Origin of the sequence: Promicromonospora sp. NPDC050262 (genome assembly GCF_040655935.1) — a bacterium.
In the GTDB taxonomy this organism is placed as follows: Bacteria; Actinomycetota; Actinomycetes; order Actinomycetales; family Cellulomonadaceae; genus Promicromonospora.
The window spans coordinates 51854-77285 of the sequence record NZ_JBFAKX010000019.1 but is presented as its reverse complement, the minus strand read 5'-3'; the positions used below and the strand labels follow the sequence as shown (position 1 = coordinate 77285).

The window sequence follows — 25432 nt, the reverse complement described above, 5'->3', positions numbered from 1 at the left end:
GTACAGAACCATGGCAAGTACCCAAGGTCAATCCTGGTGACGACGCCCGTCGACGACGACGGGAGATCGGGGACGATGATGTTCCGCTCCGCCACGCGCCATGCACCACGACGAGGGCTCGCCCCCGGGCTCCTGTCAGCACTCACCGCCACGGCCCTCGCCGCGGTGGTCCTCGTACCGACGCCGGCCGCCGCCGCGCCCGCCGTCCTGTCCGCGGGCGCGGCCGCCGCGGCCAGCAGCGCCAACGCCCCCTACCTGGCCGACAACCTCACCGACGGGAACCCCGCCACGTACTGGGAGTCGACCAACGGCAGCCTGCCGCAGTGGGCGCAGGTCGACCTCGGCTCCGGCGCCACCGTCGAGGAGGTGGTGCTCAAGCTGCCCGCCGGGTGGGAGGCCCGCACGCAGACCCTGTCGGTCCAGGCAGGCGCCGACGGCTCCACCTTCACCACGCTGTCCGCGAGCGCCGCCCGCCGGTTCGACCCGGCGTCGGGCAACACGGTGACCATCGACGTGCCGAACACGGACGCGCGCTACGTGCGGGTCGCGATCACGGCGAACACGGGCTGGCCGGCCGGTCAGCTCTCGGAGCTGGAGGTGCGCGGCACGCGGGACGCCCCCGACCCGGAGGAGCCGGCCGACGGCACGGACCTCGCGGCGGGCCGGCCGGCCGCGGCGTCGTCGACGGAGTGGACGTACGTCGCCGCGAACGCCACGGACGGCAACACCGGCACCTACTGGGAGGGTGCGGGCGGGCAGTACCCGAGCACCCTGGCGGTGACGCTGGAGTCCGCGGCCGAGCTGAGCGACGTCGTCGTGAAGCTGCCGCCGGCCACCGCGTGGGGACCGCGCACGCAGACCTTCGAGGTACAGGGCCGGACCGGGTCCGGCGACGCGTGGAGCACGCTCGCGCCGTCCGCCGCACGTGCCTTCTCCCCCGCGACGGGCAACACCGTGACCGTGCCGGTCTCGGGTACCGCGCGGGAGGTGCGCCTGCGGTTCACCGCGAACACGGGCTCGGGCAACGGCCAGGTGGCGGAGCTGCAGGTGTTCGGCACGCCCGCGGCCAACCCGAACCTCGTGGTCACGGGCGTCACGGCCACCCCGGCATCGCCGACGGAGTCGGACGACGTCACGCTGTCCGCCGTCGTGAAGAACATCGGCACCCGGGCCTCGGCGGCCACCGACGTGTCGTTCACGGTCGACGGCGACGAGGTGGCCACCGGCCAGGTGGGCGCGCTCGCCGCGGGTGCGCAGGCCACGGTCACCGCGGACGCGGGCGCGCTGCCGGCGGGGTCGTACGAGATCGGCGCGGAGGCGGACCCGTCGGGCGGCGTCGCCGAGCAGTCCGAGAGCGACAACGGCTACACGCGGCCGGACCCGCTGGTGGTCACGGAGATCGCCAGCTCCGACCTGGTGCCGACCGTGTCGTGGACGCCGAGCACCCCGGCCGCGGGCGAGACGGTCACGTTCTCGGCGACGATCGCGAACCGGGGCACCGTGGCCGCGTCGTCCGGCGCGCACGGCCTCACCGTGGTGCTGCGGAACGGCTCCGGCGCGGTGGTGCGCACCCTGACCGGCTCGGTCTCCGGGGCCATCGCACCGGGTGCCACGAGCCAGAACGTGAACCTGGGCACCTGGACGGCGGCCGACGGCTCGTACGACGTGACCGTCACGGCGGCCCCCGACCCGACCGAGGTCGCGGCCAAGCGGGCGAACAACGAGGTGACCCGGTCGCTGTTCATCGGCCGCGGCGCGAACCTGCCGTTCGACACCTACGAGGCGGAGGACGGCGCGGCCGGCGGCGGCGCCACCGTGATCGGGCCCAACCGGGTGGTCGGCGACCTGGCCGGCGAGGCGTCCGGCCGCAAGGCCGTCACACTCGGGCAGACCGGCTCCTACGTCGAGTGGACCACGCGGGCGCCCACCAACTCCCTGGTGGTGCGGTTCTCGATGCCCGACGCCGCGGGCGGCGGTGGCACCAGCGGCTCGCTCGGGGTCTACGTGGACGGGCAGTTCGTCAAGAACATCGACCTGACCTCGCGCAACGCCTGGCTGTACGGCAACGAGGCCAGCCCGGGCAACCAGCCCGGCCAGGGTGCCCCGCGGCACATCTACGACGAGGCGAGCGCCCTGCTCGGGCGGAACGTCCCGGCGGGCTCGACCATCCGCCTGCAGAAGACGGCGAGCAACCCCGGCCCGTACACCGTCGACTTCGTGGACCTGGAGCAGGCGACGCCGCAGGCCAACCCGGACCCGGCGCGGTACGTGCAGCCCACCGGGTTCACGCACCAGGACGTGCAGAACGCGCTCGACCGGTTCCGGATGGACACGACCGGCAACCTGGCCGGCGTCTACCTGCCTGCGGGCGACTACCAGACCGCCAGCAAGTTCCAGGTCTACGGCAAGGCCGTGGACATCGTGGGCGCCGGGCCGTGGTTCACCCGGTTCCTCGCCCCGGCGGGCCAGGAGAACACGGACATCGGCTTCCGGGCCGAGGGGACGGCGAACGGCTCGACGTTCCGCGACTTCGCCTACTTCGGCAACTACACGTCGCGGATCGACGGTCCGGGCAAGGTGTTCGACTTCGCCAACGTGCGGGACATGACGATCGACAACATCTGGGTCGAGCACATGATCTGCATGTTCTGGGCGGCCAACATGGACGACTCGGAGATCAAGGACTCGCGGATCCGGAACACGTTCGCCGACGCGCTGAACATGACCAACGGCAGTGCGAACAACCACGTGCACAACAACCAGGCGCGCGGTACCGGGGACGACTCGTTCGCCCTGTTCGCGGCGACCGACGCCGGGGGCAGCGGCCAGCGCGGCAACGTGTTCGAGAACCTGACGTCCACGAACACCTGGCGGGCGGCGGGCCTGGCCGTCTACGGCGGGCAGGACAACACGTTCCGCAACATCTACATCGCCGACACGCTCGTGTACTCGGGCGTGACCATCAGCTCGCTGGACTTCGGGTACCCGATGGAGGGGTTCGGCCCCGCGCCGACCGTCTTCGAGGGCATCTCTGTCGTGCGCTCCGGCGGGCACTTCTGGGGCGCGCAGGTGTTCCCGGCGGTGTGGCTGTTCTCGGCGTCGAAGACGTTCACCGCGATCCGGGTGAACGACCTCGACATCGTGGACCCGACGTACTCCGGGATCATGTTCCAGACCCAGTACATCGGCGGGCAGCCGGTCAACCCGGTGCAGGACACCGTGTTCACCGACGTGTCGATCACCGGCGCCCAGCGCAGCGGTGACGCGTACGACGCCAAGTCGGGTTACGGCATCTGGGCCAACCCGTTGCCGGAGGCGGGGCAGGGACCGGCGGTCGGGTCGGCGACGTTCAACGGCCTGACGCTGCAGAACAACTACCGCGACATCGAGAACCCGACCTCGACGTTCACGATCAACCGCAACTAGTTCACCGACCATCTCGCTGACTCGCCATCGCCCGTCGGCCGAGTCAGCGAGATGGTCGGACTACCCCACTGACTCGCCACATCCCGTCGGCCGAGTCAGTGGGGTGGTCCGACCAACCCGCTGACTCGTCGCACGCCGTGCGGCGAGTCAGTGGGGTAGTCGGGTGGACGCGCGGAGCCAGGCGATCAGATCCGCCGCGGTGTCCGGCACGGGCAGCGGAGCGGTCAACGCGGGAGCCGCATCGGGCGGGCCGAGGAGGGCGCGGCGCAGCGCCTCCCCCGTGAGCACCGTGCCGAGCAGCTCGATCTCGCGCTCGTTCACCCCGGCCGGCGCAGGCCCGTTGCCCAGGTCCGTGCCGTACGCGAGCCGCCCACCCGCCGCGACGAACCGCCGCGCGTTGTCGAGCGCCAGCTCCAGACCGGCCGAGCCACCGGGTCCGTCGTGGATCGCGAGGGTGGAGATCCAGGTCATGTGGACAGCGCGGGCGATCACGTCCGCCGGCAGCGGCCCCGTCCACGGCACGTGCACCAGCGTGTCCGCGCCCGAGTCGATCGCCCGCTCCGCCTGGCCGGCGCCCTCGGCGTGGACGAGGACCGGCAGCCCCGCCGCGTGCGCCGCGTCGACGAGCGCGCGCAGCACGTCGTCGGGCAGCAGGGACATGCCCGCGTGGAGGGCTACCTTGACCGCGAAGCCGCCCGCGGCGACGACGTCGGCCACCGCCGCCATGGCCTGATCCGGTGAGGCGACGTGCCGCACCGCGGCGTCCGGCGCCCACGAGCGGCCGGTCGGGTACCCGCCGGGCGCGGTGTGGAACGGCCCGGCGTACCGGATCCGGAGGCCCGACGGCGGTGCGGCCGCCCAGGCGGCCACCTCGCGCGGGTCCCAGCCCAGGTCGTGCACCTCGACGACCGGGCCGTCGGCCAGCAGCGCCCGGTCGACCAGGCCCAGGTGCACGTGGTGGTCGACGACGCCCGGGAGCGTCGTGCCGGGGAGCGTGCCGGGGACCGCCTCAGGCACCGAGCGGGCCGTCGATCTCGGTGCGGACCGAGATGAGCTCGGGGAAGAACGTCAGGTCCAGCGCGCGCTTGAGGAAGCCGACGCCGCTGGAGCCGCCCGTGCCGGTCTTGAACCCGATGGTGCGCTGCACCGTGCGCAGGTGGCGGAACCGCCAGAGCTGGAACGCGTCCTCGATGTCGACCAGGTCCTCGCACGCCTCGTACAGCTCCCAGTACGCGTGCGGGTCCTCGTAGATCGTCTTGAAGACGGCGACCAGCTCGGGGTGCTCGGTCCAGGCCTGCGTGACGTCGCGTTCCAGGATCTCGGCCGGGACGGCGTGCCCGCGCCGCGCCAGCAGGCGGAGGAACGCGTCGTAGACCGTGGGCTCCTCCAGCAGCTGCGCGAGCTGGGCGTGGATCTCTGGCTTGTCCCGGAAGACCTGGAGCATCCCGGCGTGCTTGTTGCCGAGCAGGAACTCCACGGCCCGGTACTGGTGGGACTGGAAGCCGGAGGACTGCCCCAGCGAGCCCCGGAACTCCGCGTACTCGCTCGGGGTGAGGGTCGCCAGGACGGACCACTGCTCGGTGATGGTGCGCTGGATGTGCTTGACCCGGGCCAGGCCCTTGAGGGCGCGGGGCAGGTCGTCGGCGTCCAGGAACCGCCGCACGCCCCGCAGCTCGTGCACCACCAGCTTGAGCCACAGCTCCGTGGTCTGGTGCTGGATGATGAACAGCAGCTCGTCGTGGTGCGGCGGGTCGCTCACCGGGTGCTGCGCCGAGAGGAGCGCGTCAAGCCCCAGGTAGGAGCCGTAGTCCATCTCGTCGCGGAAGTCCGTGCGGATGGAGGCCTCGATGGGCCGGGTGTTGCTGGTCACCTGCCGAGCGTAACCCCGCGCACCGCCGGGCCGGGCCGCCCCGTGGTCAGGCCGCCTGGGCCTCGTCCCGGTTCGGGTTCTCGAACGCCTCCGCCATCAGCGCGATCTCCTCGGGCGGCAGGGACATGTCGCGCGCGATCCGCGACCAGCCCGACGTCGCGGCGGCCACCTCGGCGAGCACGCGCCGCGCGTCGTCCTGCCGCAGGCCGTAGGAGTCGGCGGTGGCCAGCAGCACGCGCACGTCCCGGTCGATCCGGGTGCTGCCAGGGCGCAGCGGCGTGGACTCCACGACGGCGAACGGGTTGGGGTTCACGTCGAACAGCGGGGACAGCGACCAGCCGTCCGCGCGCCGCAGGAACCCGTGGTTCTTCATGTGGTCGTCCACGTTGCGCACGAGCAGCGTGAACGCGACGCGGCGGAACAGGTCGTGCCCGTCCGTGGCCGGCCGCCCGGAGTGGTCCGCCAGCGTCTCCGCGAGCGTCCGGTAGTCGATGACCTCGAAGAACGCCTTCTGCGTCAGGCTGTCCGCAGACAGAAAGCCGATCCGCCCGCGGTCCGGACGCCGGTCGAAACGGCGGGTGAGAAGGATGGAACGCGACGGGCCGATGCGGTGCAGCCGCGCCACGGGCACCTCGATGCCGGCGTCCGAGGCCAGCCGCAGCGTCAGGTACTCCCAGGCCTGCACGTCCCACCGGTCGCCGGTCTCGGGCAGCTTGGCCATCCACAGGTCGCCCTCGGCGTCCTTCACGGTCACCTTGGGGCGGGCGCCACCCATGGAGGTCCCGGCCGCGACCAGCAGCCGCACGTCGTGGTCGGTCTCCCGGTGCTGCGCGACGGCGTCCGCGGCGTCCGTCAGCGAGGGCAGGTCCACCAGGTCGGGGACCTCCGCGCGGGGCGGGCCCATGAACGTCTTGCCGTCGTCGAGCGAGAAGCGCAGCGCGCCCAGCCGGGTCTCGTCCTGCACGCCGAGCAGGAAGTCCACCTCGGTCAGCGTCATGAACCCGCGACCCTCCGCGCGGGCGGCGCGCCGCTCGGCGTTGAACAGCAGGGTTCGGCCCCACTGGTCGGGCTGGCAGTCGGCGAGGACGCCGAAGAGGGGCCGGTCGCTGCCCGACGGGATGTTGCCCGGCGTCAGGGGCAGCTCGGGGCACAGGGCGTAAGCGCGCTGGTCGCGCAGGTATGCGGCGTCGTACCGGAACGTGCAGCCGACGAGGGCGCCGCCCCGGTTGAGATGCATGTCGAGGTCACCTGCGGGGACCTGTCCACCGCCTGGTAGCTCGACCTCGACACGTATCGACAACGGCGATCACCCTCTCGGTTGGCTCGGGCTCCGTCGGCTCGGGCTCGGTTGGCTCGGTCTGCTCAGTTGGGGACTCTCACCCGCTGCGGCAGGGCCCGTTCCGCGTGGAACCGGCCCATCTCGGTGGTCAGCGGGTCGCTCGCGCCGACGATGGCGTCGGCCACGCCGAGCACCCGCAGCACCGCGAACGTGTTCTCGAGGCTGACCGTTCCCGTGCCGGTCTCGATGGCTCGCAGCGTCGTGCGCGTGATGCCCGCACGATCGGCGACGAGCTGGGCCGTGAGGCCGTGGATCTTGCGCCAGGCGCGCACGTGGTCGCCGAGCGACGCGAGATCGCGCTGGGTGCGGAGGGATGTTCTGGCCATGACTGCTCCTTTCGGTTATCAGGCTAACCGACGGGCCCCCTAACGGTCACCAGGGTGACCGTTATTTCGCGATGCGGAGCGTGCGTTCCGAGGAAGGAACCGTGACGGCCCGTCGGCAGGACGTCGCGGGGACGCACGAGCGACCTTCCGGAGACACAGAACGGGCCGCCCCACGGTGTGTGGGACGGCCTGCTCGGTACTGCGTTCAGTGGTGCGTCACGGCTGCTGGTTGTTCACCGTGGCCGTGGTCAGGGCGCCGGCGGAGAGGTCGTGCTTCGCCAGGATCTCGGCGTAGGTGCCGTCGTCGATGATGCTCTGCACCGCGGCCTGGTAGGCCCGCACCATCTCGACGTCGCCCTTGGGGAACCGGAACCCGAGCGGCGTCGGGTTGATGATCTCGGTGTTGGCCACCTGGAAGATGTCGCCCGAGCCGACCTGCTTGGCGTTGTACGCACCCGTCGACCACTGGGTGAGCTCCGCGTCCGCCTTGCCCGCCTGGACCTGGGCGAGCGCGTCGGCGTCCGTCTCGAACGTCAGCACGGTGACCGGGTTGGCCTGGCACTGGTTGGCGTTGAGCGCCGCCAGGGCGTCCGCCTGCGTGGTCTCGACGAGGACCGCAACCGGGCGGCCGCACAGGTCCTTGAGGTTCTTGATGCCCTCGGGGTTGCCTGCCGGGACCATGATCGCGTCGCTGTCGTTGTAGTAGTCGACGAAGTCGGAGTCGGCCTGCCGCTCCGGGGTGTCCGACATCGCGGCCGCCACGACGTCGACGTTGCTCGCGTACAGCTCGGTGACCAGGGAGTCCCACGGCATGTCCACGAAGTTGTACTTCAGGCCCAGCCGCTTCGACGCGGCGTCGAACAGGTCGATCTCGAAGCCGACGATGCGTCCGGCCTCGTTCGTGTACTCGAAGGGCGGGTAGCCCGACTCCGTACCGACGGCGATGCGTGCCGACTCCGCACGCAGCTCGCCCGGCAGCAGTGCGCGCAGCTCCGGGCGCACCTCGACCGCGGTACTCTCCGCCGACTCGGCGGAATCGGTCGCGCAGCCGGTCAACAGGCCGCCGAGCGCGGCCAGCGCCGCGATCGAGCCGATGACCGCGCGTGCACGGTGTCCACGCACGCGATGTCCGAGTGCCATGCGGTGTCCTCCACGAAACGACATGATGAGCGGGTTACGCGGGTGGAGCCTATACGGTCCGGGTGAGTTGCTGTGAATTCGAGTTTCACCTATCCCACGGACGTGGGGCCTGGGGTCACGAGCGTGTGCCGACCTTAGCGGCAGCCCCCACGTCCGCCAGAATCACCGCGTCGATGAGGTTCCGCGCCCACTCCAGCACCTCGGTCCCGCGCAACGGCCGCCCGCCGATCCGCGCCGTCGTCGGGAACGGCACGAGGATCGCCCGGATGGCCGGCTTGAGGATGGTGCCCGGGTAGAGCCGCTTGAGCCGGAGCTGCGCCGACTCCGGCAGGTTGACCGGCGCGAACCGGATGTACTTGCCCTGGGCCGTGATGTCCGTGAGCTCGGCCTCCCGCGCGTGGTTGCGGAAGTCGGCGACGTCGAACAGCGCGCCCGCGACCTCGGGCAGGGCGCCGTAGCGGTCGGTGAGCTCCGCGCGGACCTCCGCGAGCGCCGCGGCGTCGTGCGCGGCGGCGATCTTCTTGTACGCCTCCAGCCGCAGCCGCTCGGTGGCGATGTAGGCCTCGGGCAGGTGCGCGTCGACCGGCAGCTCGATGGTGACCTCGGGCGCCTCCTCCTCGGTGTCCCCGCGGAAGGCGGACACGGCCTCGCCCACCATGCGTACGTAGAGGTCGAAGCCGACGCCGGCGATGTGGCCGGACTGCTCGCCGCCGAGCAGGTTGCCCGCACCGCGGATCTCGAGGTCCTTCATGGCGATCTGCATGCCCGCGCCGAGGTCGGTGTGGGCGGCCATGGTGGCGAGCCGGTCGTGCGCGGTCTCGGTGAGCGGCTTCTCGGGCGGGTACAGGAAGTAGGCGTAGGCGCGCTCACGCCCGCGGCCGACGCGCCCGCGGAGCTGGTGGAGCTGGGACAGGCCCAGCATGTCGGAGCGCTCCAGGATCAGGGTGTTGGCGTTGGAGATGTCCAGGCCGGTCTCGATGATCGTGGTGCACACCAGCACGTCGAGCTCCTTCTCCCAGAAGGCGCGGATGACCTGGTCGAGCTGGTGCTCGCTCATCTTGCCGTGGGCCACGCCGATCCGGGCCTCGGGCACGAGCTCGCTCAGCCGGGACGCGGCGCGCTGGATGGTCTCCACCTTGTTGTGCACGTAGAAGACCTGACCCTCGCGCAGCAGCTCCCGGCGCAGGGCGGCCGCGATCTGCTTCTCCTCGTACGCGCCCACGTAGGTGAGCACGGGGTGGCGCTCCTCCGGGGGCGTGGCCAGCGTGGACATCTCGCGGATGCCGGTCACCGCCATCTCCAGCGTGCGCGGGATCGGGGTGGCGGACATGGCCAGCACGTCCACGTTGGTGCGGAGCTGCTTGAGCGTCTCCTTGTGCTCGACGCCGAAGCGCTGCTCCTCGTCGATGACCACGAGGCCCAGGTCCTTGAAGGCGACGGACCCGGTGATGAGGCGGTGGGTGCCGATCACGATGTCGACGCTGCCGTCCTTGAGCCCGGCGAGCGTCTCCTCGGAGTCCTTGGCCGACTGGAAGCGGCTCAGCGCGCGCACGGTCACGGGGAACCCGGTGTACCGCTCGGAGAAGGTCTCGAAGTGCTGCTGCACCAGGAGCGTCGTGGGCACCAGCACGGCGACCTGCTTGCCGTCCTGCACCGCCTTGAAGGCGGCCCGGATGGCGATCTCGGTCTTGCCGTAGCCGACGTCGCCGCAGACCAGGCGGTCCATCGGCACGGACTTCTCCATGTCGGCCTTGACCTCGTCGATGGTGGCGAGCTGGTCGGGCGTCTCGACGTAGGCGAACGCGTCCTCCAGCTCGCGCTGCCACGGGGTGTCGGGGCCGTAGGCGTGGCCCTCGGTCGCCATGCGCGCGCTGTAGAGCCGGATCAGCTCGCTCGCGATCTCGCGCACGTGCTTGCGGGCCTTGGCCTTGGTGTTCTTCCAGTCGGCGCCACCCATCTTGGACAGCGACGGCGACTCCCCGCCCGTGTACTTGGTGACCTGGTCGAGCTGGTCGGTGGGCACGAACAGCCGGTCGCCCGGCTGGCCGCGCTTGCTGCTCGCGTACTCGATCACGAGGTACTCGCGGGTGGCCCGGTTGCCGCCGGTGCCCATGGTGCGCTGGGCCATCTCGACGAACCGGCCGACGCCGTGCTGCTCGTGCACCACGTAGTCGTCCGCCTTGAGCTGCAGCGGGTCCACGACGTTGCGGCGCCGGCTGGGCATCCGGCGCATGTCGCGGGTGTTCGCGCCGGCGCGACCGGTCAGGTCCTGCTCGGAGAAGACGGCAAGCTGCAGCTCGGGGGCCACGAAGCCCTTGCCCACGCCGCCGGCCAGCACGTGCACGATGCCGGGCTCGGGCTCCTCCTCCAGCGACACCGCCAGCCGGGCCGCGGTGCCGGCCGCGGAGAGCTGCTCGGCCATGCGCTTGGCCGGGCCGTGGCCCTCGGTGGTCAGCACGAGTCGCCAGCTGGCGACCTGCAACCCGTGCACGTCGTCGAGGGCGCGCGCGAGGTCGCCGCGGTACGACTCGACGTCGCGCGCGCTGATCGTGAACACGGTCTCGTCGGTGCCCGACGACCCGTCGTCGGACCCGTCGGTGAGCTCCGTGTCCTGCGTGAAGGCGGAGAGGGTCCACCAGCCCAGGCCGCGCCGGGCCGCGATCTCGCGCACCTCGGCGAAGGTCTCGAAGGAGGCCGCGGACAGGTCGATGGGCGCCGCACCACCCGCGACGGCACCGGTCCAGGCCGCGGCGAGGAACTCCTCGGTGGTCGCCACCAGGTCGTGCGCGCGGCGCCGCACGCGCTCGGGCTCGTTGACCACGAGCAGCGCGTCGTCGGGCACCAGCTCCAGCACGGGGACCATGCGGTCCACCAGCACCGGGGCGAGCGACTCCATGCCCTCCACGGCCACGCCGGCGGCGAGCTTGTCCAGCATCTCGACCGCGCCCGGCAGCGTCTCCACCAGCTCCGCCGCGCGGGCCCGGACGGCGTCCGTCAGCAGGATCTCGCGGCACGGCGGCGCCCAGACGCCATGCTCCGCGATCTCCAGGCTGCGCTGGTCGGCCACGGCGAACCAGCGGATCTCCGTGACCTCGTCACCCCAGAACTCGCACCGCAGCGGGTGGTCCTCCGTGGGTGGGAACACGTCCAGGATGCCGCCGCGCACGGCGAACTCGCCGCGGCGCTCCACCATGTCCACCCGCGTGTAGGCGGCGGCGGTGAGCCGCTCGGCCACGTCGGTCAGGTCGGCGGTGGTGCCGGTCTCGAGCTGGACGGGCGCCAGCTCCCCCAGGCCCTCGACGACGGGCTGGAGCAGGGCCCGGACCGGCATCACCAGCAGCCGGACCTCGCTCGCCTGCCCGTGCCCCTCGGCCGGGTGCGCGAGCCGGCGGAACACGGCCAGGCGCTTGGCGACGGTGTCCGCGCGCGGGCTGAGCCGCTCGTGCGGCAGGGTCTCCCAGGCGGGGAGCACGGCGACCTCGTCGCCCCGCTCCTCCGGGAGGTAGCCGCGCAGGCTCGCGGCCAGGTCGTCGGCCTCCCTCCCCGTCGCGGTCACCACCACGAGGGGCCGCCGCTCGGCCACGGCCACCAGCAGCGGCGGACGCACCCCCACCGGACTCACCACGTCGGCGAAGCCGCGGGCGCGCACGTGCTCGACGGCGGCGGACGCGCCGGGATCACGCAGAAGAGTGGGGAGCAGGCCGGTGAGGTTCATAGATCTGTCCTTCGAGGGCGCACGACGACGGGCCCTTCACGGGCATGACCCGGGGAGGGGTCATGGGGTGAGGGGCTGGATCCCAGGCTACTCCTGGACACCGACACCGCAGTTTGCGGTGCCTTCCGTCCCGCTCTGTCCTACGATGACCGGCGATGTTCACCCCCTCCGGCACCCCGCGGCACGGCACTCCCGTGCGTCCGGACGCCACCCTCGCGCGCCGTGGCGCCGTCCGCCTCGCCTGGCCCGACGCCGCGCGCGGCCTCGCCATCGGACTCGTGGTGCTCTACCACGCGACCAACTGGACGTGGTCCACGGGCTACGAGGTGAGCGTCCTGCGGGAGGTCAACGAGACGCTGCGCAGCCTGCGCATGCCGCTGTTCTTCGCGGTCGCCGGCATGTTCGCCGGGAAGTGGACGACGGTGCCGTGGTCCCGGCTGGCCCGCGGCAAGCTGCTCCACTTCGCCTGGGTCTTCGTGCTGTGGGAGCCGATCTCCCTGGTGGTGCGCCTGCTCACGGGCTACTACCAGGTGGCGGACGCCGGCTGGGGCACCCTCGCGCACGACCTCGCCTGGTCGCTGCTGGTCCCCCGGTCGGAGCTGTGGTTCCTCTGGACGCTGGCCGCGTTCTTCGTGCTCGCACGCCTGCTGCGCCGGGTCCCCGTGCCGCTGCAGCTCCTGGCGGCGGCAGCCGTGAGCGGGTGGGCGCTGGCCGGCTGGGAGCCGGAGAGCATCGCGTGGCGCGGCACGGCGCAGTTCGCACTGTTCTTCCTGGCGGGCCTGCACCTGCGGCCGCTGCTCGAACGGTTCGCCGAGCGCGTCACCTGGCTCTGGGCGCTGGTCGCCGTCGGCCCGTGGCTCGGCATCCAGATCACGGTGCGCGACCTCGGCCTCGCCGACATCCCCGGGCTGTACCTGCTGGCCAACGTCGCCGGCGTGCCGGCCGGCGTGGCGGTGAGCGTGCTGGTCTCCCGGGTGCCCGGCGCGCTCGGGCTGCGCTGGATCGGCGCGCGCACGCTTCCGGTCTTCGTCACGCACACGTCGGTGGTGCTCGCGCTGCTCTGCCTGCTGTACCGCAACGCCGTCTGGATCCCGGCGCCGCAGTCGCAGTGGCTGCCCGTGGCCCTCTGGGCGGCGGCGATCGCCGTCGGGCTGGGGCTGGGCGCCCTCGCGCCCCGGATCGGCGCGCGCTGGCTGTTCGCGCCGCCGCGGCGGCTGGCGGGCGGCCGCTGACTCGGCAGTTTGCACCGTGAACTCGGCAGTTGGCATCGAGATCGGCACAGGGCTGTGCCGATCTCGATGCCAACTGCCGAACGCTCAGCAGAGGTGCCGACTCAGCGGGTCACGCCCCTCCGTCGCGCACACCACGCGCCGCGCGAAAGCACACCACAACCGACCTGACGGATATCTACCCCGTAAGCGGCTTGCCTGTTACTGTTTCACCCTCAGTACGGCGACGGCGCCGTCCTGACCGGCGCGGCCGCGGCCCCGCCGACGCCCAGCGGGAGGTCGCGTGCGACGTAGCAGACGAACGGCCGGACTCGTGACCGCCGTGCTCGCGGTGGGTCTCGGCTCGACGGCGCTGGTGTCACCGGCGTCCGCCACGGGCACGACGTCGCAGACCGTCCTGGCGGCCCGGGAGTCCCCGGCAGCGAGAACCACCGACACGATGGCCGAGCCCGTCCTCCCCACCCCGGAGTCCGCGGTGAACGTGACCGGGACGCCGTTCACCGGCACCCGGCCCGACGGGACGGTGTACGGCCTCGTCGACGCGCACAGCCACCTGTTCATGCAGGACGGCATGGGCGGCGCCGCCGTCTGCGGCAAGGTGTTCTCGGAGCAGGGGATCGAGACGGCGCTGCGGGACTGCCCGTCGCACGAGCCGCACGGGCTCGGCGCGCTGCTGGAGAACCTGACGCGGGACGGCTCCCCGATCGGCACGCACGACACGACCGGCTGGCCGACCTTCGCCGACTGGCCCGCCCACGACTCCCTGACCCACCAGCAGATGTACTACCGCTGGGTGGAGCGGGCGTGGCGCGGCGGGCAGCGCGTGCTCGTCAACGACCTGGTCTCCAACGGCCTGCTGTGCTCGATCAACCCGGGCACCTACCAGAGCTGCGACGAGATGACGGCGATCCGCCGCCAGGCGCAGGACACCTACGACCTCCAGGCCTACGTCGACGAGCAGTACGGCGGGCCGGGCCGCGGCTGGTTCCGGGTGGTGACCAGCAGCGAGCAGGCGCGGCAGGTGATCGAGGAGGGCAAGCTCGCCGTCGTGCTCGGCGTGGAGACGTCGGAGCCGTTCGGCTGCAAGCAGACCCTGCGGATCCCGAACTGTTCCAGGGCGGACATCGACGCCGGCCTCGACGAGCTCCACGACCTCGGTGTGCGCTCGATGTACCTGTGCCACAAGTTCGACAACGCGCTGTGCGGCGTGCGGTTCGACGCGGGCACCCTCGGCACCGTCATCAACGCCGGCCAGTTCCTGTCCACCGGCACCTGGTGGGACGCGCGCTCCTGCCCCGCGGACCAGCCGCACGACAACAACCCGGGCAACGGCGAGCTGCCGCCCGAGCTGGAGGACGACCTGCCGCCCGTCCTGCCCCTCTACCCGCCGGGCACGGTCTGCAACACCCGCGGCCTGACGGGACTGGGCGCCTACGCCGTCCGCGGCATGGTCGAACGGAACATGATGGTCGAGATCGACCACATGAGCGCGAAGGCCGCCGGCCAGACCCTCGACCTCCTGGAGGACGTGGGCTACCCCGGCGTGCTGTCGACGCACTCCTGGATGGACGAGAGCTACCTGGACCGGCTCTACGCGCTGGGCGGGTTCGCCACGATCTACGGCCACGCCACCCACGAGCTCGTCGCGGAGTACGAGCGCACCGCGCCCGTCCGCGACCGGTACGGCGCGGGGATCGGGTTCGGCTTCGACATGAACGGGTTCGGCGGCACGCCGCCGCCCCGCGAGGACGCCGCGGCGAACCCGGTGACCTACCCGTTCCGGTCGTTCGACGGCGGCACCCTGCTCGACCGGCAGACCACCGGCGAGCGCACCTGGGACGTCAACGTCGACGGCGTGGCCCACTACGGCCTGGTGCCCGACTACGTGGAGGACCTGCGGCTCGTGGGCGGCCAGGACCTCGTCGACGACCTGTCGCGCGGCCCGGAGAGCTACCTGACGACCTGGGCCGGGGCCGAGGCCCACTGATCGCCACCGCGTGCGGGGACGGGCCCGCCTCACCCGGGTGAGAAACCCAGTTCACCCCTGCTGAACAGGTCGGGACCCATGCCCCCGGCCGTAGCCTGAGCGACATGTCAGGGCTCCTCCGCGCTGCTCCGGGAGGGACCGGCACACAGACCGGAACTCCTTCCCCAGACCGGCCGGGCGCGCGACCACCCGCCCGGCAGGGCGCCGCGCGCCGCCGCGCCGGACGGGTCTCGTCCACCGTGGTCACGCTCGGCGTGGTGAGCTTCCTGACGGACGTCTCCTCCGAGGCGGTCACCGCGATCCTGCCGCTGTACGTCACCGCCGCGCTCGGTCTGTCGGTGGTCGCGTACGGCGTGGTCGACGGGCTCGTCCAGGGCGCCGGTGCCCTGGTCCGGGTGGCCGGCGGCTGGGCCGCGGACCGCACCGACCGGCCCAAGTGGGTCGCCGCCGTCGGCTACGGGCTGTCCGCCCTGACCCGCGTCGGCCTGCTGTTCGCCGCGGGCCTCCCGGCCATCGCGAGCCTCGTGGTCACCGACCGGGTGGGCAAGGGCGTGCGCACGGCCCCGCGCGACGCCCTCATCGCGGCATCGGCCAACCCGCGCAACCTCGGGCGCTCCTTCGGGGTGCACCGCGCGCTGGACACCGCGGGCGCCGCGCTCGGCCCCCTGCTCGCGTTCGTGGTGCTCTGGGCCATCCCGGACGGGTACACGACGGTCTTCGTGATCTCGCTCGGCGCCGCGGTGCTCGGCGTCGGCGCCCTGGTGTTCCTCGTCCCGGACCTCCGGCCCCGGCAGGCCGCCTGGCTGAAGACCCACCGGACCCGCGAGTCCCGCGGGCTGCCCAAGTGCAAGGGCTGCACGTGCGAGGCTCCGGGCGGCCTGGAGCTCGCCGGGCGGCCGTTCTCGTGGAGCTTCCTGCGCGGCGGCGCCACGGTGCGCCTCCTCGTCGTCGCCGGTCTCCTGGGCCTGCTCACCGTGGGCGACGGCTTCGTCTACCTCGCGCTGCAGGACCGCGACGGCTTCGCGACGCAGTGGTTCCCGCTGCTGTACGTCGGCACCAACGCCGTGTACATGCTGCTCGCGGCGCCCGTCGGCCGGTTCGCCGACCGCTTCGGCCGGGCCCGCGTGCTCGTGTGGGGGCACGTGCTGCTCGCGGCGGCGTACGCGTGCGCGGCCGCCCCCTTCGCGGGCACGACGACGACGGTGGTCGCCCTGGTCCTCCTCGGCGCCTTCTACGCCGCGACCGACGGCGTGCTGTCCGCGCTGACCAGCGCGCTGGTCCCCGCGGCCGTCCGCGGCACCGCGATCGGCACCGCCCAGACGGTCACGGCCGTCGCGCGGATGGTCGCCTCCGCCGGGTTCGGCGTGCTCTGGTACGCGACCGGCCGGGTCGACGCGCTGTGGATCGCGACGGCGGCGCTCGTGCTCGCCGTGCCGGTCTGCGCCTACGTGCTGCGGAAGTCCCCCGCGTGAGCCCGCACCCGACCCGGCGCCGACGCACGGCGTTCGGCGTGCTGGCCGTGGTGGTACTCGCCGGTACCGGCTGGTACGTCACCACCGAGGTGCTGCGCGCCCGGGCCGAGCAGGCCGCACCGAGCGCGGTCGAGGTGGCCGAGGACGTGCTGGACGGCCCGCACGTGCTGTTCCGCGGCACCGCGCCCGGCGACCTGTACGGCCGGGTGTCCGCCGTCGCGCTGGACGACCTGTCCGGTCCCCGCGAGGTGACGCCCGCCGTCTGCGACCGGGTGGACTCCGACGGCGAGACGACGGTCTGCCTGCACACCCGCCGCGGCGTCGTCACCACCTACGAGGCGGAGGTGCTCGACGACGCGTGGCAGGCCACGGCGAGCTGGCCCCTGCCCGGCGTCCCGAGCCGCACCCGGCTCTCGCCGGACGGCCTGGTGGCCAGCACCTCGTTCGTGACCGGCCACTCGTACGCCACGACGGGCTTCTCCACGGAGACGACGGTGCACCGCGCCGACGGCTCCGACGTGTCCGGCAACCTCGAGGACTTCACGCTGGTCGTCGACGGCGAGCGGGTGGCCCCCGTGGACCGGAACGTGTGGGGCGTGACCTTCGCGGACGAACGGACCTTCTACGCGACGGTCCAGTCGCAGTCGCTGGGCCGCACCTGGCTCGTGCGGGGCGACCTGGACGACCGCACCCTCGTCACCCTGCTCGACGGCGTGGAGTGCCCCTCGCTGTCGCCGGACGGGACCCGTCTGGCCTTCAAGCACGACGCCCGCGAGCCCGGTACGGCCACGCCGCACTGGACCCCTGCGGTGCTCGACCTCGACACGATGGCGATCACCGTGCTCGACACCGAGGAGCGGAACGTCGACGACCAGATCACCTGGCTCGACGACACGACGCTCCTCTACGGGCTGCCCCGTGCCGACGAGCCGGGCACCACCGACGTCTGGGCCCTGCCCGCGGACGGAGCGACCGACCCGGTCGTCGCGATCCCGCAGGCCTGGTCCCCGAGTGTGGTCAGGGGATGACACCATGCGCACGACCCGTAGGAGTTTCGCGGCAAGGAGCAGCGCGGCAAGGAGTACCGCCGCAAGGACTACCGCGGCCGCCCCGCTGCTGGCCGCGGCCCTGGTCCTGACCGGCTGCACGGGCACGCCCGAGGCGAGCCGGACGCCCGACGACGGCACGGCCTCCGCGACGAGTCCCGGCACGGCCCCGGCCACGCCGTCGGACGAGCCGGACGACGCCGGCACCGCCTCGGCCGAGCCGAGCACGGAGCCGGGCACCAGCGCCGGGCCGAGCACCGAACCCGACGCCGAGCCGGGCAAGGCCGGGGCCACGGCGCCCGCGCCGGACGGACGCAGCGGCGGCCAGAGCGGCGGCGACGGCAGCGAGGTGATCCCGCCCGTGGCGCAGGACGGGTCGCCCGCGAACGGCCTGGGCGGCTCCACCGGCCCGGCCGCCGGCAGGCTCGGCACCGGACAGCAGACCGGCAGCGGCTCCGGCCTCGTGGCCGGCTTCCCGCAGGACGTCGTCCTGGTGCCGAAGGGGGCCGACGTCGACTCCAGCTCCGTCACCGGGTCGGACGGCCGCTACCAGGTCACGCTCGACGCGACCGTCGACGCCGCGTGCACCGACGTGCTGCTCGACTACCGCTCCTGGTTCACCTCCGGCGGCTTCGCCGAGAAGGACACGGCGAACCGGCCCCGCCGCACCACCGTCGACCTCGCCCGCAAGGGCGACAGCGTGGTGCTCACCACGGTCCGCGACGGCGACGGGTGCGCGGTCACGGTGTTCGCCACGCTGACGGCGCGCTGAGCGACCGCACGGTGAGGCGGGCGCCGCCCGCGCGGCGGCGTCCGCCTCACCGTCTCGCCGGTGCCGCTCCCGCTACTGGTCGGTGAACACGGGGTCCACCCAGTACCCGGTGCTCTGCCAGGTGTACTGGGGGAACCCGCCGCCGTAGACGTAGGTGCCGGCGTTCGCGGGCGCCGTCAGCGGGCCGACGGTGCGCGCCTGGGCGAAGTACCCGGACCCTGCCGCGTACCCGCCGTTCGGCGCGAGGTAGGACACGGTGTACGTGCTCCCGGCGGTGACCGCCACCCGCTGGGGCAGGGTGACCGTCTGCCAGCCGTCGCTCCCGCCCGACGCCGCCTGGGCCGTCGCCAGGCGCGTGCCCGCGGAGTTCCACACCGACACCGTCTGGGTGCCGGTGTTCGCCGGCCCCCGGTAGAAGCGCACGGCCGTGACGAAGCCGTTGCGGCTCGCCGTGAACCGCGTGCCAAGCTCCACGGCCGCGCCGTCGTCGGCGGACGCGACCGGCGGCACCGCGGCGCCGAAGATCGTGCACGGGCACTGCCCGTCGGCCGCCTTCGTGGTGAACGACCACGAGGTCGGCCCGAGCGTCTGCCCGCCGGTGGTCCTCCCGGTGAACGCCGCCGTGTAAGCCGCGCCGGGCGTTAGGGCGCTCCCTGGCGTGAACGTCGCCGTCGTGCCGGACACGGCCAGCGTGCCGGACACCGCCTGGCCGCCGGGGCCGGTCAGCGTCAGCGTCGTGCCGGAGGTGGCCAGCGTCTGCGAGGCCGTGACCGAGACCTTGGTGCTCGTCGCCACGTCGACCGCGGAGGCGGCCGGCGTGCGCGACGTGATGGTCGGAGCGGCGGCGGCCGGCTCGAACTGCACGTCGACCAGGTAGGACGAGGACGTCTGGGTGGTCGGGCGGCCGGAGCCGTAGAGGTACACGCCTGCGTTCTGCGGCGTGCTCAGGTCCCCGGCCGTCCGGGCGGCGCCGAGCCCGCCGAGCGTCACCGGGTAGCGCCCGGACGGCGCGCGGTAGCCCACCGTGTACTCCTGGCCGGCGGTCACGTCGGCGGGCGTGTCGAACGTGACGTCCTGCCACCCCTGCGCCACCGGGTTGGTGACGGTGGCCTGGGCGACGAGCTGCCCGCCGCTGCCCCACAGGGAGGCCACGAACGGCCCGGTCATCTGGGTCGACTTCCAGAACTGCAGCCCGGTGACCTTGCCGGTCACGCGGGGCGTGAAGCGCATGCCCAGCACGACGGCGGCGTTGTCGGCCGCGGCCGTGACGCCCGGCACCGTCGTCTCGTCGAACAGGCCGCACGGGCAGGTCGCGGACGGCGGGCGCAGGGTCCGGAAGCTCCAGGTGCCGCCGTCGGACAGGGTGGTGCCCTCGGCCGTCCGGGCCGTGACCACCATCTTGTAGGTGACGAACCCGGCCAGCGGCGACGACGGCGTGAAGGTGGCCGTGCGGGTGGTGGCGTCGTACGACACGGTCCCGGGAGCCGCCGTGCCGGCCTCGTCGGTCAGCGTCATGCTGATCGACGACGCCACGACGTTCTTGGAGAACGTGATCCGCACAGGGGCGTCAAGGCGCACGCTGACCTCACCGGGGACCGGGGTCCGCGAGGAAGCGACCAGCGGCGAGCTGTCGTTCGTCGTGTACACCGCGTCCACCCAGTAGGCGGCGTTGTCCCAGTTCTCGGTCGGGACGGTGCCCGGCGCGCCGTACAGGCCGGCCGGCGCGGCGCTGAATCCGCCCGCGACGGTCAGCGGCCCGGCCTCGCGCCCCTTGGTCTGGAAGGCCCACGGGGTCGACGTGTAGCCGCCGTTGGGCGCGGTGTAGGACACCGTGTACGCCTGCCCCGCGACGACGGGGACGGGGCTGGTGAACGTCGCCTCCTGCCAGCCGGTCGCCGTCTCGCCGGTGAACTGCACCCGGGCGAGCTGCTCGCCCGAGGCGCTCCACAGCGACCCGAAGTGGGTGCCCGTGTTCGCAGACGTCTTGTGGAACCGCACGCCGCTCACGTAGCCGCTGTCCGTGGGGACGAACCGCATGCCCAGCTCGACCGCCGACGGGTCGTCTGCCGGGCCGTTCGGCGGCGTGGTGGTGCCGAACACGGTGCACGGGCAGGTCACCTGCGCGCCCACCGTCGCCACGGCCCCCGTGTTCGCGGAGTCGTCGATCGCCCGGGCGCGGAGCTGCGTCGCGCCCGACCCGAAGGCCTGACCGGTGTACTTCCAGCTCGCGCGGCCCTCGGCCGGGTGCCAGGACTTGCCGCCGTCGAGCGACACCTCCACGCCGGCCACCTTGCCGGCGGCGTCCGCGGCCGTGCCCATGACGGTGACGGTCGCCCCGCCGCGGTACGACTGTCCCGCGGCCGGGCTCGTGATCTGGGTGGTCGGCCCGGCGGTGTCCGTCGTCCGCGTCGCCGGGGTGATGCCGGACGCCAGGGTGCCCGGCTGGATGCCCATGTCCGCGAAGAGGTTGACCGTCGCCTGGCGCATCCGCGAGTCCGCCGGGGCGCCGGCCCCGTCGTGCTCCTGGTCCAGGCCCCAGGCCCACTGCACCGTGCCGGCGGAGAACACCAGGGCGCCGCTCGTGGCCTTGTACATCGTGATGGTGTGCTTCGTGACGCCCGGAGCCACGGTGTTGCCGAAGTCCTGCAGGTACTCCGGCACGTTGCCCACGGTCGTCGACATCCGGATCAGGCCAGCCGGTCTGAAGCCGTTGTCAATGTCCTCGTTCGACTCGTACCCGACCGTGTGCTGCGCGAGCGCCTGCGAGGTCCCGGCGGGCAGGGAGCCCAGGGTTGTCCCCCGCCAGATCCTCAGCTTGCCGTCCTCGGCCGTGACCGTGAGGGGCAGGTCCGAGTAGTTGGTCGTGTACAGGGTGCCGATGATGCCGTTCTCGGGACGCCCGGCGCCGGCGGCCGTGCTCGCGTACCGCGGGTCGCGCCAGGTCCCGGTCCACTCGCTGGACGGGTCGATCTTGTCCCGGCCCCAGGTCTCCTTGTACGAGACGAGGGTGCGGTAGGCGGACGGCTGCCCGGCGGCGGACGGCTCCCAGCGCGTGCGCCAGTACATCTCGTTGCCGGCGAAGAAGGCCAGGTGCACCCCGGCGTCGCGGGCCTGCTCGACGGCGGCCCGCTGCGGGCCGGACCAGTACTCGTCGTGCCCCACCGACAGGAACGCCTTGTGGTTCAGCAGCCGGGCCCCGTCACGGTGGGTGTCCGCCCCGGCGATGTAGGTGACGTCGTAGCCGTTCTGCTCCAGGAAGCGGACCATGGCGTACTCGGCGCTGAAGTAGAAGTCGCGGCCCTGCTCCAGCCCGCGGGTCGCAAACGGGCGGTTGTAGCTGAGCTTGTAGGCCCGCCCGTTGGCACCGCCGGTGTAGAAGCTGGACCCGCCGTAGGTGTTGTAGGCCTGCCACGTGGTGTCCGCCGTCTGGAAGACGACGTCGGAGGTGGACCCGTCGTCGCGCACGACGAACGTGATGTGGCTCTGTCCTCCGGTGTCCGTCCTGGTCAGCAGGGCGATGTACACCCCGGACACCGCGGTGGACGGCACGTCCCAGCCCGCCGAGACGCCCCAGCCCCCGCAGTCGACCAGCTCGGTGGTCACGTCCCAGGCGCACTCCGGCTGCCGCTGCGGCAGCGTGGCGCTCGGCGAGACCGACGTGATCTTGCGCGCCCCGAGCCCCTGGTACCAGCCGGTGCGGTAGATGTCGATCGTGTACGCCCGGGCGTCGGTGTCGATCTTGAACGACACCCGGCTGCCCGTGTCGACGCTCATCTCGGTGGCGAAGCCCTGGATGCTGGAGTCGCCGGACCGGTCGATGTCCCACACGTCGGGGGACGTGCCGGGCTTCGAGTTCTCGCAGACGACCGGCTTGCTCCCGGGCGCGCACGGGTCGGCCGCGGTCGCCGCGGGAACCACCGCCAGCAGCGCTGACGAGGCCGCGAGGACGGCAACGACGAGGGCCGCGAGGGGACGACGGCCCCGGCGGGTCCGGTGTGACGAAACTGCGAAGGTGCTGCCCACATCGCCACCCTAGGAGCGTCGATGCCGGTTGGGCCCTGCCAGGACGGCATGATCACCCCCGGTTCACCCGGTTGCATACACCGCTGTCAGACCCCGCCGGACGTACCAGATCCCCAGGTCACGGGAGCGATCTGGGGATCTGACAGGAGGGACGAGAAGGCGGCCTCAGGCCTTGGCGACGTGGTACTTGCCCTGGGCCGCCAGCAGGCCCTCGGTGAGCAGCATCTCGACGGCGTCGGCGGCGTCGTCGACCAGGATCGGCAGGTCCTTCTTCTCCGTGCCGCTGAAGTCGCGCAGCACGTAGTCGGCGGTGTCCATACGGCCGGGCGGGCGGCCGACGCCGACGCGCACCCGGTGGTACTCCTTGGTGCCGAGCGCCTTGGTGGTGTCGCGCAGGCCGTTGTGGCCGCCCTCGCCACCTCCGACCTTGAGCTTGATGGTGTCGAAGGGGATGTCCACCTCGTCGTGCACCATGACCACGTGGTCGGGCTCGACGTCGTAGTACTTCGCGAGCGCGCTGACCGGGCCGCCCGAGGTGTTCATGTACGTGGTCGGCTTCGCGAGGATCACGCGGGGGCCGGGGGCCCCGCCGGGCAGCACCCCGAGCCGCGCCTCCGCGACGACGGCCTGGGCCCGGGCGTGCTTCGAGAAGCGCGCGCCGGTGCGCTCGGCCAGCAGGTCCAGCACCATCTGCCCCACGTTGTGCCGGTTGCCGGCGTACTTGGGTCCGGGGTTGCCGAGCCCGACGACGAGCCAGGGCCGGTCGCTCATGTCATGTTCCCTTCACGACGGCGTTCACGGGGGCGGGGCTGCCGCGCCGTGCCGGAGACTGCACGGCGGAGACTGCACGGCGGAGACAGGTCGGGCCGAGGTGGAACCCGCGCCGCGCACGATCCTCTCGTGCGCGCGTCAGGACGTTCCACCTCGGCCCGTCGTGCCTCGACCCGGTGCGTCCGGCTCAGGCCGGGACGCTCCGGGTCGCGGGAGGGGCTCAGCCCTCCGAGGCTGCCTCGGCGGCCGACCCGGCGGACTCCGCCGACTCCTCGGCCTCGTCCGGGCTGGCCTCGCCGCGCGGCTCGGTGATCAGCACGACGACGTGCTCCGGGTCGGTGAGCAGCGTGGAGCCGGACGGGAGGGCGACCTCGCCGGCGTGGACCTGCGCGCCGTTCTCCAGGCCCTCGATCGAGACCTCGACCGACTCGGGCAGGTGCGTGGCCTCGGCCTCGACCGACAGCGTCTGCGCCTCGACCAGGTGGATGGTGCCCGGGGCCGACTCGCCCACGATGTTCACGGTGATGTCGACGGTGATCTTCTCGCCGGCGCGCACGACCTGCAGGTCGATGTGCTCGATGACGTTGCGGACCGGGTCGCGCTGGATGTCCTTGGCGACGGCCAGCTGGCCCTTGCCGTCCAGCTCGATGGAGAGCAGCACGTTGGTCTGGCGCAGGGCCAGCATGGACTCGTGGCCCGGCAGGGTCACGTGCACCGGGTCGGTGCCGTGCCCGTACAGGACAGCGGGGATCTTGTTGTCGCGGCGGATGCGGCGGGCCGCACCCTTGCCGAACTCGGTGCGGGGCTCAGCGGCGAGCTTGATCTCGGCCATGGGAATTCACTCCTGGAAGATATGTGTGCAACTCGAAGATGGCGGCTGCGTCGGCGCGGGACACGTGACGGGCGCGGAGCGGGCACGCGGGGCGAGGTGCTGGAGGGGTACTCCGCCCGGGGCCGCCGACGGCCGCCCAGTCGATCACGGACGCCGGCCGAGTGCTTGCGGGATCAGGTCCCGCCGCGGCCGTCAGGCGTCCCTCGCCGAGGCAACCTGACTACTGTACCCGCTCGTCAGCCCGATCCGCACCGAGGGGCGGTGTGACGCCGATCGCCGGCTGCGTGCGCCGGGGCTTGTAGACCACCTGGACGTGGAACACGAACCGCAGCAGGAACGCCACGACGAGCGTCACCGCCTGCACCAGGACGGGCCACATGCCCGTGTGCTCGACCAGCCACCACAGGACGGGCAGCCGGATCGCCGCCTCGGTGCCGTTGAACGCGAACGAGTGCGCGAACCGCGACCAGACGCCGCGGCCCTCGTTCCGCAGGTCGCGGAACACGAGCCGCTCCTGCAGCAGGAAGTTGATGACGATGGTGACGACGGCAGAGATCACCGCCGCCTGCACGTAGTGCACGCTCAGCGCGGTCAGGAGCCACAGGATGAGCACGTTGAGCACGGCCCCGAAGCCGCCGATGATCGCGAACCGCGACATCCGCCCGAACCGCAGGGCCGCGAGCTGCTCCAGGTAGCGCAGCCCCGTCCTGAAGGTCGCCTTGGAGTGCCCCGCGTACCGCTCGCCGAACACGAACGGCTCCTCGCCCACGGCGAGGGTGTTGCGCGCCAGCAGCTCGAGCAGGATCTTGAAGCCGCGCGGGTGCAGGGCGTCGAGGTCCAGGCTCTCCACCCGAGCGGCGAAGAAGCCGGTGAGCGGGTCGGTCACGTTCCGCAGCCGGACCGGGAACATGGAGCGCGCCAGCAGGGCCGACGCGATCGACACGCCGTGCCGCCACCAGCCGTCCAGGCCCCCGGCGTCGCCGTCACCCGTGTACCGGGACGCCACCACGAGGTCGAGGCCCGACTCCCGCCCGCGCGTGACGAGGGCGGGCACCAGCTCCGGCGGGTGCTGCAGGTCGCCGTCCATCACCACGGCCCACTCGGTGTCCACCGTGCGCAGCCCGGCCACGACGGCGCCGCTCAGCCCGCCCTGCGGCGCGTCGCGGTGCAGGAGCCGCACCGGGACGGGTGCGGTGGCCGCCACCTCGCGGATCCGGTCGGGGGTGTCGTCGGTCGAGTCGTCGACGAAGAGGATCTCGGCCAGCTCCGGTGCCCCCACCGGAGCCGGGCCGCCCTCGGGTCCCTGCGGGACGCCGGAGCGGCGACCGTCGTCGGGCAGCACCCCGAAGGCGGCGCAGAGCCGCTCCGTGAGCGCGGCGACGTTGGGTCCCTCGTTGAACGTAGGGACCACGACGGTGACGGTCACTGACCCTCCCAGATCGATGTCAAGACACGGTCCTCCGTTGACCGTGTCCGAGTCAAGT

The 25432-nt window shown here is 72.6% G+C and carries 16 protein-coding genes; 6 read left to right on the top strand and 10 right to left on the bottom strand.

The window, feature by feature from the left end; genetic code table 11:
• Positions 1–36 precede the first annotated feature (36 nt).
• Complete coding sequence (locus tag AB0I29_RS23110; RefSeq protein WP_357486151.1) at positions 37–3426, top strand: discoidin domain-containing protein; 3390 nt, start codon at positions 37–39, stop codon at positions 3424–3426.
• A gap of 147 nt (positions 3427–3573) precedes the next feature.
• On the opposite strand, the gene AB0I29_RS23105 is transcribed toward AB0I29_RS23110, so the two are convergent.
• The 6 genes from AB0I29_RS23105 to mfd all read right to left on the bottom strand — a co-directional run bounded on the left by AB0I29_RS23105 (position 3574) and on the right by mfd (position 11816).
• Complete coding sequence (locus AB0I29_RS23105) at positions 3574–4443, bottom strand: hydrolase (protein WP_357486149.1); 870 nt, start codon at positions 4441–4443, stop codon at positions 3574–3576.
• The gene (gene kynA / locus AB0I29_RS23100) at positions 4436–5296 is read right to left on the bottom strand and encodes a tryptophan 2,3-dioxygenase (RefSeq protein WP_357486147.1); all 861 of its coding nucleotides are present in this window, start codon (positions 5294–5296) and stop codon (positions 4436–4438) included. The genes AB0I29_RS23105 and kynA overlap by 8 nt, the downstream gene beginning before the upstream one ends.
• Before the next feature lie 46 nt (positions 5297–5342).
• On the bottom strand, positions 5343–6533 hold the full coding sequence (locus tag AB0I29_RS23095) for a type II toxin-antitoxin system HipA family toxin (protein ID WP_285105751.1): 1191 nt from the start codon (positions 6531–6533) through the stop codon (positions 5343–5345).
• Positions 6534–6658: 125 nt separating this feature from the next.
• Positions 6659–6961 (bottom strand): helix-turn-helix domain-containing protein, encoded by a 303-nt coding sequence (locus tag AB0I29_RS23090; protein ID WP_285105749.1) that lies wholly within the window; start codon positions 6959–6961, stop codon positions 6659–6661.
• A gap of 216 nt (positions 6962–7177) precedes the next feature.
• Positions 7178–8101, bottom strand: coding sequence for an ABC transporter substrate-binding protein (locus AB0I29_RS23085; protein ID WP_285105747.1), 924 nt, complete (start codon positions 8099–8101; stop codon positions 7178–7180).
• A gap of 115 nt (positions 8102–8216) precedes the next feature.
• Positions 8217–11816 carry a transcription-repair coupling factor gene (gene mfd / locus AB0I29_RS23080; RefSeq protein WP_357486143.1) on the bottom strand — a complete coding sequence of 1200 codons (3600 nt, stop codon included), beginning with the start codon at positions 11814–11816 and terminating at the stop codon, positions 8217–8219.
• Positions 11817–11971: 155 nt separating this feature from the next.
• Between mfd and AB0I29_RS23075 the strand changes: the two genes are divergently transcribed.
• The 5 genes from AB0I29_RS23075 (at position 11972) to AB0I29_RS23055 (ending at position 18322) form a co-directional block, all read left to right on the top strand.
• The gene (locus tag AB0I29_RS23075) at positions 11972–13048 is read left to right on the top strand and encodes an acyltransferase family protein (protein ID WP_357486141.1); all 1077 of its coding nucleotides are present in this window, start codon (positions 11972–11974) and stop codon (positions 13046–13048) included.
• Positions 13049–13358: 310 nt separating this feature from the next.
• Positions 13359–15032 carry a membrane dipeptidase gene (locus tag AB0I29_RS23070; RefSeq protein ID WP_285105741.1) on the top strand — a complete coding sequence of 558 codons (1674 nt, stop codon included), beginning with the start codon at positions 13359–13361 and terminating at the stop codon, positions 15030–15032.
• 257 nt (positions 15033–15289) lie between these two features.
• On the top strand, positions 15290–16504 hold the full coding sequence (locus AB0I29_RS23065; RefSeq protein WP_285105740.1) for an MFS transporter: 1215 nt from the start codon (positions 15290–15292) through the stop codon (positions 16502–16504).
• Positions 16501–17532 carry a hypothetical protein gene (locus AB0I29_RS23060; protein WP_357486138.1) on the top strand — a complete coding sequence of 344 codons (1032 nt, stop codon included), beginning with the start codon at positions 16501–16503 and terminating at the stop codon, positions 17530–17532. Before AB0I29_RS23065 ends, AB0I29_RS23060 begins: the two co-directional genes overlap by 4 nt.
• 4 nt (positions 17533–17536) lie before the next feature.
• Positions 17537–18322, top strand: coding sequence for a hypothetical protein (locus AB0I29_RS23055; RefSeq protein WP_357486136.1), 786 nt, complete (start codon positions 17537–17539; stop codon positions 18320–18322).
• A 72-nt stretch (positions 18323–18394) separates the two neighbouring features.
• Here the strand turns inward: AB0I29_RS23055 and AB0I29_RS23050 are convergent, their stop codons facing one another.
• From AB0I29_RS23050 to AB0I29_RS23035, 4 genes are all read right to left on the bottom strand, one after another.
• Entirely contained in the window at positions 18395–22240 is a 3846-nt protein-coding gene (locus tag AB0I29_RS23050; RefSeq protein WP_357486134.1) for a DUF4082 domain-containing protein, read from the bottom strand.
• A gap of 270 nt (positions 22241–22510) precedes the next feature.
• The gene (gene pth, locus AB0I29_RS23045) at positions 22511–23116 is read right to left on the bottom strand and encodes an aminoacyl-tRNA hydrolase (protein WP_285105733.1); all 606 of its coding nucleotides are present in this window, start codon (positions 23114–23116) and stop codon (positions 22511–22513) included.
• Positions 23117–23336: 220 nt separating this feature from the next.
• Positions 23337–23948: a 50S ribosomal protein L25/general stress protein Ctc gene (locus tag AB0I29_RS23040; protein WP_285105731.1), complete on the bottom strand. Its 612-nt coding sequence runs from the start codon at positions 23946–23948 to the stop codon at positions 23337–23339.
• 220 nt (positions 23949–24168) lie between these two features.
• On the bottom strand, positions 24169–25374 hold the full coding sequence (locus tag AB0I29_RS23035) for a glycosyltransferase (protein ID WP_285105729.1): 1206 nt from the start codon (positions 25372–25374) through the stop codon (positions 24169–24171).
• Positions 25375–25432 lie beyond the last annotated feature (58 nt).